Source organism: Streptomyces sp. NPDC001220, from assembly GCF_053597895.1.
In genome coordinates this window covers 323,308-335,129 of record NZ_JBSFJE010000008.1, presented here as the reverse complement: position 1 = coordinate 335,129, position 11,822 = coordinate 323,308, and the positions used below count along the sequence as shown (strand labels likewise).

At 70.9% G+C, this 11,822-nt stretch carries 10 protein-coding genes and 1 pseudogene; 8 read left to right on the top strand and 3 right to left on the bottom strand.

From position 1 onward, the window contains the following. Positions 1 to 35: 35 nt before the first annotated feature. From ACWDGI_RS21545 to ACWDGI_RS21525, 5 genes are all read left to right on the top strand, one after another. Positions 36 to 1,280 (top strand): cytochrome P450 family protein, encoded by a 1,245-nt coding sequence (locus ACWDGI_RS21545; RefSeq protein ID WP_450761265.1) that lies wholly within the window; start codon positions 36 to 38, stop codon positions 1,278 to 1,280. Between the two features lie 88 nt (positions 1,281 to 1,368). Then, entirely contained in the window at positions 1,369 to 2,601 is a 1,233-nt protein-coding gene (locus ACWDGI_RS21540; protein ID WP_450761263.1) for a cytochrome P450, read from the top strand. Positions 2,602 to 2,776: 175 nt separating this feature from the next. Then, complete coding sequence (locus ACWDGI_RS21535; RefSeq protein ID WP_450761261.1) at positions 2,777 to 3,559, top strand: thioesterase II family protein; 783 nt, start codon at positions 2,777 to 2,779, stop codon at positions 3,557 to 3,559. Positions 3,560 to 3,606: 47 nt separating this feature from the next. Continuing rightward, complete coding sequence (ccrA, locus tag ACWDGI_RS21530) at positions 3,607 to 4,944, top strand: crotonyl-CoA carboxylase/reductase (RefSeq protein ID WP_450761259.1); 1,338 nt, start codon at positions 3,607 to 3,609, stop codon at positions 4,942 to 4,944. 155 nt (positions 4,945 to 5,099) lie between these two features. After that, positions 5,100 to 6,344 carry a ThuA domain-containing protein gene (locus tag ACWDGI_RS21525; RefSeq protein WP_450761257.1) on the top strand — a complete coding sequence of 415 codons (1,245 nt, stop codon included), beginning with the start codon at positions 5,100 to 5,102 and terminating at the stop codon, positions 6,342 to 6,344. A gap of 75 nt (positions 6,345 to 6,419) precedes the next feature. On the opposite strand, the gene ACWDGI_RS21520 is transcribed toward ACWDGI_RS21525, so the two are convergent. Next, positions 6,420 to 7,361, bottom strand: a complete 942-nt coding sequence (locus ACWDGI_RS21520) for a D-2-hydroxyacid dehydrogenase family protein (RefSeq protein ID WP_450761255.1) — start codon at positions 7,359 to 7,361, stop codon at positions 6,420 to 6,422. A gap of 227 nt (positions 7,362 to 7,588) precedes the next feature. Here ACWDGI_RS21520 and ACWDGI_RS21515 point away from each other — a divergent pair. Both ACWDGI_RS21515 and ACWDGI_RS21510 read left to right on the top strand, forming a co-directional pair. Beyond that, positions 7,589 to 7,849 (top strand): annotated as a pseudogene (locus tag ACWDGI_RS21515) (hypothetical protein); the annotation flags it as partial. 290 nt (positions 7,850 to 8,139) lie between these two features. Continuing rightward, positions 8,140 to 9,144 (top strand): RNA polymerase sigma factor, encoded by a 1,005-nt coding sequence (locus ACWDGI_RS21510; protein ID WP_450761253.1) that lies wholly within the window; start codon positions 8,140 to 8,142, stop codon positions 9,142 to 9,144. Between the two features lie 198 nt (positions 9,145 to 9,342). Here the strand turns inward: ACWDGI_RS21510 and ACWDGI_RS21505 are convergent, their stop codons facing one another. Beyond that, positions 9,343 to 9,948 carry a GOLPH3/VPS74 family protein gene (locus ACWDGI_RS21505; protein ID WP_450761251.1) on the bottom strand — a complete coding sequence of 202 codons (606 nt, stop codon included), beginning with the start codon at positions 9,946 to 9,948 and terminating at the stop codon, positions 9,343 to 9,345. 462 nt (positions 9,949 to 10,410) lie between these two features. On the opposite strand from ACWDGI_RS21505, the gene ACWDGI_RS21500 reads away from it, so the two are divergent. Beyond that, complete coding sequence (locus ACWDGI_RS21500) at positions 10,411 to 11,265, top strand: PaaX family transcriptional regulator (RefSeq protein ID WP_450761249.1); 855 nt, start codon at positions 10,411 to 10,413, stop codon at positions 11,263 to 11,265. 2 nt (positions 11,266 to 11,267) lie between these two features. On the opposite strand, the gene ACWDGI_RS21495 is transcribed toward ACWDGI_RS21500, so the two are convergent. Further along, positions 11,268 to 11,681, bottom strand: coding sequence for a RidA family protein (locus ACWDGI_RS21495; protein ID WP_360496031.1), 414 nt, complete (start codon positions 11,679 to 11,681; stop codon positions 11,268 to 11,270). Positions 11,682 to 11,822: the final 141 nt, after the last annotated feature.

Here is an 11,822-nt window from a genome sequence, read left to right as displayed (position 1 = left end):
CACGAGTCCAGCACCCCACGATGAGAGGACACGACATGCCCCACCCCGACGGCGCGCCGGCCACCGGCTGTCCCGTGCACGCCGACGCCACGGCGGCCCCCCGCGCCTGGGCGCCCGGGCTGCCCGAACCAGGCCCGGTGGAGCAGCTGTTGCTGCCCGACGGCAACCCGGTCTGGATGATCACCCGTTACGACGACGCGCTCGCCGCGCTCAACAACCGCAAGCTCAGCAAGCACTTCGACAACGCGCTGCCCGAGCTGTGGCCCTCCGTGGGCTACGACGGCCGTAAGTCCATCCTCAACCAGCACATGAACCTCGCCGACCCACCCGAGCACACCCGGCTGCGCAGACTGGTCTCCAAGGCGTTCACGCCGCGCCGGGTCGCCGACCTCGGCGAGCGGATCCAGCAGATCACCGACGAACTGCTCAACGCGGTCGCCGAGGCCGGCACCGCGGACCTGAAGGCCTCGTTCATCTCGCCGCTGATCTCCACGGTGCTCTACGAGATGCTCGGCGTGCCGCTCGTCGACGTCGAGGAGTTCGAGCGCAACACCTACATCTTCGTCGGCCTCGGCAACTCCTCCAGCCCCGAGGAGGTCGTCGCCTCGGTCGGCTGGTTCGAGGAGTACCTGACCAAGCTGACCGCGCAGCGTCGTGCCGACCCCGGCCCCGACCTCATCTCCGGTCTGGTGCAGGCCAACGAGGACGGCGACGCCCTCGCCGACCTGGAGATCCGCTCCACGGTCATGCTGCTGCTCCTGGCCGGCGCCGAGACCACCATCAACCTGCTCTCCAACGGCATCCTCGCGCTGCTGCGCAACCCTGAGCAGCTGGCCGAGCTCAAGGACGACCCCGAGGGGCTCGCCCCGGCCATCGAGGAGCTGCTGCGGCTGACCAGCCCGGTGTTCACCGTGGTGTACCGCTTCGCGACGGAGGACATGGAGCTCGGCGGCGCGCGGGTCAAGGCGGGCGAGCACGTGATGATCTCGCTGGCCGCGGCCAACCACGACCCGGGGCAGTTCAGCGACCCGGAGACACTGGACATCCACCGCGACGCCTCCAAGCACCTGGCACTCGGCCACGGCACCCACTTCTGCATCGGCGCCCCCCTGGCCAGGCTCAAGGCCCGGATCGCGCTGCGCACCCTGTTCGACCGGTTCGACGACCTCCGACTCGCCGTTCCCGACGAGAAGCTGACCTGGACGCCCAGCCTGGTGGCCAACAGCCTGGACCGCCTGCCGGTGACGTTCACCGCGGCCACCCCGGCCGCCACGGGCTGACCTCTTCCGCGTATCCCTCGCCCCTCCCCGTACCGAGACTCTTTCCGCGCGGTGACGGCCGTCCCGCGCGGGGTTGGGAACGACAGCGATGACCGAGGCACCGATGCTCGACCCGGGCTTCATAGCCCAGCTGCTGCCCTTCGACCCCTTCGACCCGGCCTTCCTGGCCGACCCCTACCCGGTCTACGCGCAGATCCGGGAGAAGGGCCCGGTGACCCGCACCCCGCTGGGGCTGTGGGCGGTGACCGGACACGAGGCCTGCTCGGCGGTACTGCGCGACCAGCGTTTCGGCTGGGGCGACGGCGCCACCGTCGCCGACCACTTCCGCACCGAGGCCGACGGCATGGTGGTGCGGCCGTTCATCTTCTCCGACCCGCCCGAGCACACCAGGATCCGCGCCCTGGTCGGCAAGGCGTTCGCGGCCCGCCAGGTGGACCGGATGCGGGCCACCGCGGAACAGGTCGTGCGCGAGCTGATCGAGACCGCGCGCGCCGAGGCCGGCGACGGTCCCATCGACCTGATGAGCGCGGTGGCGCACCCGCTGCCCGGCCGGATGCAGAACGCGCTGCTGGACGTCCCGGCCGAGCACGCGGCCCGTTTCGACGAGTTGTCCGGGGACATCGCACGCGGCCTGGACCCGAGCTTCCTGCTCGGGCCCGAGGAGATCGCCAAACGCGACAACGCCCGCGCCGAGCTGTACCGGTACATCGGCGAGCTGGCCGAGGAGCGCCGGGCGAGGCCGGGCACCGACCTCATCAGCGAACTGGTCGCCGTCGAGGAGGGCGGCGACACGCTGACCCCGGAGGAGCTGGAGGTCACCTGCACCCTGCTGCTCTCCGCCGGGTACGCCACCACCGTGAACCTGATCGGCAACGGCATGTTCGCGCTGCTGGGCCACCCCGACCAGCGGGACTGGCTGCGTGCCCACCCCGGCCAGGTGCCCGCCGCGGTCGAGGAGATGCTGCGCTTCGACACACCGGTGCAGATGATCTCCCGGGTCGCCCTGGCCGAGGCGGAGATCGCCGGGCACACCATCCAGCCGGGCGAGCAGGTCATGCTGATGATCGGCGCCGCCAGCCACGACCCGGACGTCTACGACGACCCCGACGAGCTGAGGCTCGACCGGCCCGCCGGCCGCAACCTGGGCTTCGGACTCGGCATCCACTTCTGCGTCGGCGCGCCGCTGGCCCGGCTCACCGCACAGGCCGCGGTGTCCGCCCTGGCCGCGCTGGACCTGGAGCCGGTCACCGACAGCCCGGCCCGGGTGCCCAACATCATCATGCGCGGCCTGGCCGAACTGCCCGTCCGGGTCACCGGCTGACCCGCAGCACACCGGTCGGATGCCCACCGGATGCCTCCGGTGGGCACGCACCCCATCCACACACCCGCCCGCCCCCGACCACCCGCCGACGGCCTCCCGCCCCCGACCACACGGCCACGGCCTCATCGCCCCCGGCCACACGGCCACGGCCCCACCGCACACGGAGAGTACGGGGATGACCGACACCCTGACCGCACCGGAACTCTGGATTCGCCGCTACCGGCCGGTGACCCGGCACACCGACCTGTCGCTGGTCTGCTTCCCGCACGCGGGCGGCTCCGCCAGCTACTTCCGGCCGCTCGCCGACGCGCTGGCCCCCGTCGCCGATGTCCTGTCCTTGCAGTACCCGGGCCGCCAGGACCGGCGCGCCGAACCGCCCCGCACGTCGATCCACCGACTGGCCGACGAGATCCTCACCGTGCTGGAGTCCCAGGCTCCGCGCCGGCTGGTGCTGTTCGGGCACAGCATGGGCGCCTGCGTGGCGTTCGAGGTGGCGCGCCGGATCGAACAGCGCTCCTCGCTCGACCTGCTGGGGCTCGTCGCGTCCGGCCGTACCGCCCCGCCCAAGGTGCGCGACCGCGGGGTCCGTTCGATGGACGACGCCGGTGTCGTCGCCGAGATCCGCCGGCTCAACGGCACCGACGAGCGGCTGCTCCTCGACGAGGACGTCATTCAGATGATCATGCCGGCCGTCCGCGGTGACTACACGGCGGTGGAGACTTACCGGTACCTGCCGGGACCACGGCTGCGCTGCCCGGTCAGTGTGCTCGTCGGCGACGACGACCCGCAGGTCACCCTCGCCGAGGCCGAGGAGTGGCGCGACCACACCGAGGGCGCCTTCACCCTGCGCGTCTTCCCCGGCGGCCACTTCTACCTGGCCGAGCAGCAGGCCGGCGTGGTCCGGGCGCTGACCGAGGACCTGGCGGCCTTTCACCCGGGCCCGGGACACGGCGCCTGACCGAACCTTCCCCGAGCACGCCCCCAGACCGAAGGAAGCCTGTGGTGATGACCGACCTGGCCGCCGCGATCGAGTCCCCCGACGCGCAGTCACGTGACTTCGCGTCCCTGCCGGTACCGGAGTCCTACCGGGCCGCCGTGCTGCGCAAGGACGAGCAGCACATGTTCGACGGTGTCCCGGTCGGCGACCGCGAACCCGCCAAGGCCCTGCACATCGGTGACGTACCGACCCCGGAGCCCGGCCCCGGCGAGGCCCTGATCGCCGTCATGGCGAGCGCCGTCAACTACAACACGGTGTGGAGCGCGCTGTTCTCGCCCGTGCCGACCTTCGCCTTCCTCGAACGGTACGCCCGCACCGGCGGGCCGGCCGCCCGGCACGACCTGCCCTACCACGTGATCGGCTCCGACCTGTCCGGTGTGGTCCTGCGCACCGGACCCGGGGTGCGTCGCTGGCAGCCCGGTGACCGGGTGGTCGCGCACTGTCTGTCCGTCGAACTGGAGGACGCGGCAGGCCACGACGACACCATGCTCGACCCGGAGCAGCGGATCTGGGGCTTCGAGACCAACTACGGCGGGCTGGCCGAGCTGGCGCTGGTGAAGGCCAACCAGCTGATGCCCAAGGCCGGGCACCTGACCTGGGAGGAGGCCGCCGCCCCCGGCCTGGTCAACTCCACCGCCTACCGTCAACTCGTCTCGCGCAACGGCGCCGCCATGAAGGTCGGCGACACCGTGCTGATCTGGGGCGCGGGCGGCGGTCTCGGCTCGTACGCCACCCAGTACGCGCTGGCGGGCGGCGCGATACCGATCTGCGTGGTCTCCAGCGAGCAGAAGGCGGAGATCTGCCGGGCGATGGGCGTCGAGGCGATCATCGACCGCGGCGCGGAGAACTACCGGTTCTGGCGCGACGAGGAGACCCAGGACCAGCGGGAGTGGAAGCGGTTCGGCAAGCGCATCCGTGAACTGACCGGCGGCGACGACGTGGACATCGTCTTCGAGCACCCGGGCCGGGAGACCTTCGGTGCCTCCGTCTACGTGGCCCGCAGGGGCGGCACGATCGTCACCTGCGCCTCCACCTCCGGCTACCGGCACGAGTTCGACAACCGCTACCTCTGGATGCACCTCAAGCGGATCATCGGCTCCCACTTCGCCAACTACCGGGAGGCCTGGGAGGCCAACCGGCTCGTCGTCAAGGGCCGCATCCACCCCACCCTCTCGCGCACCTACCCGCTGACCGACACCGGCCGGGCCGTCACCGACGTCCACCGCAACCATCATCACGGCAAGGTCGGCGTGTTGTGCCTCGCGCCGCGAGAGGGCCTCGGCGTCACCGACCCCGAACTGCGGAAACGGCACGAGCCGGCCATCAACCGCTTCCGCACGGCGTGAGCGCGGGGCGGCCCGGGACGCGCGCGTCCCGGTTCCCGCCGGCAGGACGCTCACCGATGTTTGGTCTGCACCATTGACATGTCCACGGACCAGGGCCTTCAATGCGGCACGTCTACGTATGTCTTCCGGCGTTCACGTATGAGGAAGGTCCTGGCATGATCACCCCCCACCCGGACATAGCCTGGCCCCGCACCCTGTTGAGACTCCTCGCCCTGGTCGCCGTGGTGCTCGGCGTCCAGGCAGCACCCGTACACACCGCGCGGGCCGCCACGCCCGTCAATGTGATCGCCTTCTACGACGGCACATACGACGCGGCGCACATCAGCTTCGACCACGAGGCCAGCACCTGGTTCCCGCAGGCCGGCGCCCAGAACGGCTTCACCTACACCCAGACCACGGACTGGAGCCGGCTCAACACCGCGACGCTCGCCAACTACCAGGTGGTCATGTTCCTCGACGACTACCCGCACACCGCGTCGCAGCAGTCCGCCTTCCAGAGCTATGTGGCGGGCGGCGGCGGATTCATCGGCTTCCACGTCTCGGCGTACAACGACAACACCAGTGACTGGCCCTGGTACCACAACACGTTCCTCGGTACCGGCACCTTCAAGACCAACAGCTGGGGTCCGACCGCGGAGACCCTTCAGATCGACGACCGCACCCACCCCGCGACCGCGAACCTCCCGGCCACCATCACGTCCTCGGTCAGCGAGTGGTACAGCTGGCAGAACGACCTGCGGCAGAACCCCTCCATCGACATCCTCGCCTCGATGGCCCCGTCCACCTTCCCGGTCGGCACCGACCCCAACCAGACCTGGTACAGCGGCTACTACCCGATCGTCTGGTCCAACCGCAACTACAAGATGGTCTACAACAACTTCGGCCACAACGCGATGGACTACTCGACCAACACCACCCTGTCGTCGACGTTCGGCAGCGCCCAGCAGAACCAGCTCTTGCTCCAGGAGATCAAGTGGGCGTCCGGCCAGTCGGGTCCGGTCACCCCGCCCACGAACACCACCGGTCCGATCCACGGCTACGGCGGCAAGTGCGTGGACGTGGCAGGCGCCGCGACCGCCAACGGCACCGCCGTACAGCTCTACGACTGCAACGGCACCAGCGCGCAGAACTGGACGGTCTCCACGGCCGGGACCATCAGCTCCCTCGGCAAGTGCATGGACGTGACCGGGGCTTCCACCGCCAACGGTGCCAAGGTGCAGCTCTACGACTGCAACGGCACCGGCTCCCAGGTCTGGCAGCCCGGCGCGAACGGCTCCCTGGTCAACCCGCAGTCGGGCAAGTGCCTCGACGCGACCGGCCCCAGCTCGGCCAACGGCACCCGACTGCAGATCTGGTCGTGCTCGGGTTCCGCCAACCAGAGCTGGACACTGCCGTCCTGAACCGCCCTCCCGTAAGGGGCCGGCAGGCCGCAGCCCGCGGCCTGCCGGCCCCTTCGCTCTGCCGGGAGCACGGCGTCAGAACAGCGTGCGCACGGGGGTGCCGGCGCTCCAGGCCGCGATGTCCTCGACCGCGTCCCGGTAGAAGACCTCGTACAGATCCCGGCTGACGTAGCCGATGTGGGGAGTGACCACGGCGTTCGGCAGGGTGCGCAGCGGGTGACCGGCGGGCAGGGGTTCCCGGTCGAAGACGTCCAGCGCCGCCGACGCGATCCGCTTCCCGGTCAACGCGTCGATCAGTGCCGCCTCGTCCACGACGGGCCCGCGCGAGGTGTTCACCAGGATCGCCGTCGGTTTCATGAGGCCCAGTTCGCGCGCACCGACCAGGCCCCGGGTGCGCTCGCTGAGGACGAGGTGGATGCTCAGCACGTCGGAGCGGGCGAACAGTTCGTCCATCGAGACGTACTCCGCTCCCTTCGCCTGTGCGTCGGCGGGCGTCAGGTTCTGGCTCCAGGCGATGGTCCGCATACCGAAGGCGCGCCCGATCTCCGCGACCGCGGTCCCGAGCCGGCCGAGGCCGAGGATTCCGAGCGTGGCGCCCCTGAGGCTCGTCCCCAGCCCCACCTGCCAGCCGCCCCGGCGTACGGAGTCCACCTGCTGCGGGACCATACGGGCCGCGGAGAGGACGAGCGCCCAGGTGAGTTCGACCGTCGGGTACCCGAAATACCCGGTACCGCAGACGGTGATCCCGGCCCGGCGTGCGGCGTCCAGATCGATCGCCGCGTTGACCGGCCCGGTGGTCACGAGCAGCTTCAGGCGCGGCAGTCTGCCGAGCGTCGAGGCCGGAAAGCGCGTCCGCTCCCGCATGGCGACCACCACCTCGTACTCGGCGAGCGCCGCCACCACCGCCTCCTCGTCCTCGAAGGCATCCCTGAACACGTGCACGTCCCCCCGGAGTGAATCCCAGTCGGCCAGGCTCAGGGCCACGCCTTGGTAGTCGTCCAGGATCGCGATCCGCATGCGGATTCCTCTCGTTCTCGGCAGCCGGGCGGCGTGTCCTGAACGAGGGTACGAGGGTGAACCGGCGGGACGTGTGCGGCACGTGGGCTCCGTGACCGAAATGGTCGGCCCCCTTGAGGATTTTTGCTCATACCGCGAAAAGACCTGTCAAGCGCGATGTTCCTCACATGAGAAAGCGGCTCCCCGGCGGCCGTATACGGCGGATTCGCGGTGGTAGCCTCGAATGAGTGAGCAGTCGACTCCGCGTCAAAGGCGCTCGCCGGCACCACCTTCGCGGTGTCCCCGTGGAATTGCCCAGGAGGTCGCTCGTCGTATTCACGGGAGTTTCCGCTCGGGGTAAGTCGAGCCTGGCGTTCGTCACCGTATTCACGGAAAGGCGGCGGCGATATGCGGAATCGCTGTCCGCGTACGCACGGAAATTCCTCGGACAGCTCGACAGGCCCGACGCCGACACCGTCGAGGAACTGCCCCCGGCGATCGCCGTCGATCCACCGCGCCGCACTCTCCGTCTGCCCGACGAACCCACCACCGGTCCGCACCCCGCCGACGGGGAACGCCTGCGGGCCGCCCCGCATCGACTTCTCGGAGGCGGGAACACGTTTGTCGTCACCGAGCACCACCTCGGCGTCGTCAGGACGGCCGACCGTCCGGGCGGCATCGGCCCGGAAGGGGGCCACCGGGGCGGACAGGTGATCGCCGCGGGCACCCCGGAACAGAACGCGGTCCACCCGGGACCGCACACCGGCAGGTATCCCGGTGCGCTGCTGGAGGAGACGATATGAGCCTCGCCCCAAGCGAAGCCGGGCCGACGCGGGAGCTGTCCCCGTTCGACGACGAGACCGACGGCCCCGCACCACGGCTCCCGGCGGAGGGCGGCAGCACCGACCCGGTGAAGGACTACCTGCGCGTCATCGCCAGGGTCCGGCTGCTCACCGCGGAGCAGGAGGTGGACCTCGCCAAGCGCGTCGAGGCCGGCCTGTACGCGCAACGGCTGCTGGCGGAGGGCGAGAACCGGCATCCACGGGAGGAACTGGCCCTGCTCGCCGAGGACGGCTCCCGTGCCAAGGCCCACCTCACCGAGGCCAACCTTCGCCTGGTCGTGTCCGTCGCCAAGCGCTTCACCGGCCGGGGCCTGGACTTTCTCGACCTCGTCCAGGAAGGCAACGCCGGACTCATCCGCGCGGTGGAGAAGTTCGACTACGCCAAGGGCTTCAAGTTCTCCACGTACGCGACCTGGTGGATCAAGCAGGCGGTCACCCGTGCCCTGGCCGACCAGAGCCGCACCATACGGATCCCGGTTCACACCGTGGAGATCATCAACCGGGTGGCCCGGGCGCGCCGGGAACTCATCCAGGAGACGGGCGTCCCGCCGACCTTGCAGGACGTCGCCGCGAAGGCCGAGATCCCGGTCGAACGACTCGTCGAACTCGACGCCTACACCAGGGAACCCGTCTCCCTGCACGCCGCGCTGAGCGAGGAGGGCGACGGAGAGTTCGGCGACCTCATCGAGGACACCGACGCGCCCGCGCCCTGGGAGGCCGTCACCCACCTCCTCCTCCAGGAGACCATCCGCTCCCTGCTCACCGACATGACCGCCCGCGAGTCCGGCATCATCGCGCTGCGTTACGGACTCACCGACGGCCGCCCCCGCACCCTGGAGGAGATCGGCGTCGTCTACGGCGTGACCCGCGAACGCATCCGGCAGATCGAGGCCAGGACGATGACCAAGCTCCGTCACCCCTCCCGCTCCCAGGTGCTGCGCGACTACCTCGACGGCACCTGACCCGGCCGGCCGGACCGCCGTCCCTCGCTCCTCGCCGCCCCGGCCGACCCGTCTGCCGTTTCCCGGGCGACAGCAAGCCGGGCGATCCGAACGGCCAGGGTCCCGACCGCAGGTGGTTCGCGGTCGCACCCACCGGGGAGACGGCCGCACCCACCGGGGAGCAGGCGCCCCGGTGGACTGGAGCCGCGACGGCTGCCGTCACAGGCCGCGCCACACGTTGTCGAAGGCCGCGTCCTCGATCTCCCGCCGCTGCCGGACGGCGGCCAGCTCCGTCACGGCACCGTCCACGGCGGCGACCACCGTCACGGTCGCGTCGGAGACGGTGCTCGCGAGATCCTTGGGCGTCTCGTCCTGGATACCGACGGCGGCCGCGAACGCGGCGAGCACCGGTTCGCCCGACGTCCAGCGATCACGCGCCCGGGCATGCTCGGGCGAGTCGGCGGGCGCCGTCCGCCCGGTCGGCAGCGGCAGCCAGCGCCGCCGCTCCCGGGTGACCGTCCCGTCCTCCTCCAGTTCGGCGAGATAGGCGGCGGACAGGCCACGCCCCCGGCGCCACAGCCAGTCCTCGACCGACTCGTACGGCGCCTCGCGCTTCAGCGCCGCCGCCGCCTCGTCGAGGAGCCGGTCGCCCGTCCCGCCCGGGGAAGCGGGTACGACGGTCTCGTCGTCGAGGGTGACCGCCCCGGCGCCGAGGAGATCGACCAGTTCGGCTCCCGCGAGCGCCAGCGAGAGGTCGCCCTGCTCGACGGACCGGCCTGCGGCGTCGTACACGGTGACGATGAACAGGTCCCGGGGTGTGGTCATGTCGGACTCCCCAACAGAGATGGCGACAGAGGCATCTGAGGCAATGGTGGCGCGGAAGAACACGATGCCCGGTGCGGGCGCCACGCAGTCTCTCGCGCTCGGCCCGCAGAGGTCACTCGTTCTGCCCAGGCGAAGCGTGCGGTACGCCGCCCGTACCACCACGATGTGCCGCGATGGCCCGACACGCAGCGCGAGGCGGCCGCACGACCGGGGGAGCGCCACTCAGCACGGGCGCGTGGTGGCGCCCACAGCGCCGGGTCGTGGCGGTCGGCAGGCCGGGGGCGGTGGCCCGCACCGCCGGGGTACGGCGCTCGCCCCGGGCGGGGCGGTGGTCCACAGCGCTGGGGGGGGGCGGTGGTCGGCACCGTCCAGGGTGCCGATCCACCGCGCCGGTGGTGTGGCGGCATGCGCGGTAGGCTGCTTGGCGATCAGGAGGGTGACGTCGGCCGGAGGTGGGTGGACATGACAGCGGAGGTCGAGCCGTCGTCCGCCGTCGGCGCGGGCGGCCGGGACAGCCGGCTTGGCCCGCTGATCATCACTCTCTTCGGGCTGTACGCGCGCGGTGAGCACAACTGGCTCTCCGTGGCCTCGGTGATACGCCTCATGGCCGATCTCGGTGTCGAGGGGCAGGCCGTACGCTCGGCGGTCTCCCGGCTGAAGCGGCGCGGGGTGCTGCGGAGCGAGCGCCACGAGGGAGCCGCCGGATACGCCGTCGCCGACACCGCGCTGGAGGTGCTGGCGGAGGGCGACATACGCATCTTCGAGCGGAACCGGGCCGCGGCCGACGACGGCTGGCTCGTCGTCGTCTTCTCGGTTCCCGAGTCCGAGCGCGACAAGCGGCACGCCCTGCGCACGGCCCTGACCCGGCTGGGTTTCGGCACCGCGGCCCCCGGCGTGTGGGTGGCCCCCGGCATCCTCGCCGACGAGACCCGCCGCACCCTGCAACGCCTCGAACTGACCCCGTACGTCGACATCTTCACCGGCGACCACTTCGCCTTCGGCGACCTGTCGGCGAAGGTCCGTGAGTGGTGGGACCTCGACGAGCTGACCGCGCTGTACGCGGACTTCCTCGCGCGGTACGCGCCGGTGCGTGAGCGCGCCGCCGCGGGCGGGATCGCGCCGCAGGAGGCGTTCGGGATCTACCTGCCGATGCTCACCGAGTGGCGCCGGCTCCCGTACCGCGATCCCGGCCTGCCGCTCTCCCTGCTGCCGCAGGGCTGGCGCGGCGAGACCGCCGGCGCGCTCTTCGAAGAACTCGACAGGACGCTCCGGGCGCCCGCCCGCGAACACGCCCTGGCGGTCATCCACACTGCCTAGGCCTACGGCCTGATCAGCCGTTCCTCCGGGATCACGGCCACCCCGAGGATCTCGATCATCGCCTCCGGCTGCCAGAGCGCGGTGCAGCCGATGCCCGCCATCGCCGGATACACCGGCCCCGCGAGCTCCCGCCACACCTTGCCGATCTCCTTGCCGTGGGCCTGGTAGTCGGGGATGTCGGTGAGATAGATCGTCACGCTCACCAGGTCCGCCGGCTCGCCGCCCGCCGCCCGCAGTGTGGTGAGCACGTTGCCGAACGCCTGGCGGAACTGCTCGACGATGCCACCCGGAACGATCTTCATGTCGGCGTCGAGCGCGGTCTGGCCGCCCAGGTGGAGCGTGTTGCCCGCGAGCGTTCCGTGCGAGTAGCCGCTCGGGGCGGGCAGTTCGGGCGGGTTCACGGCGACGGGAGTCATGAGGCCTCCGGTTCGGTGGTGTCCGGCTCCGGCCGCACGGCCGGTCGTATTGACAATAAATGACGACCGTGAAAAATACGAGATAGGGCGCGGTCCTCTTCCGGACTCGACAGGCCGATGCCCCAGACGCGCCGACACCCC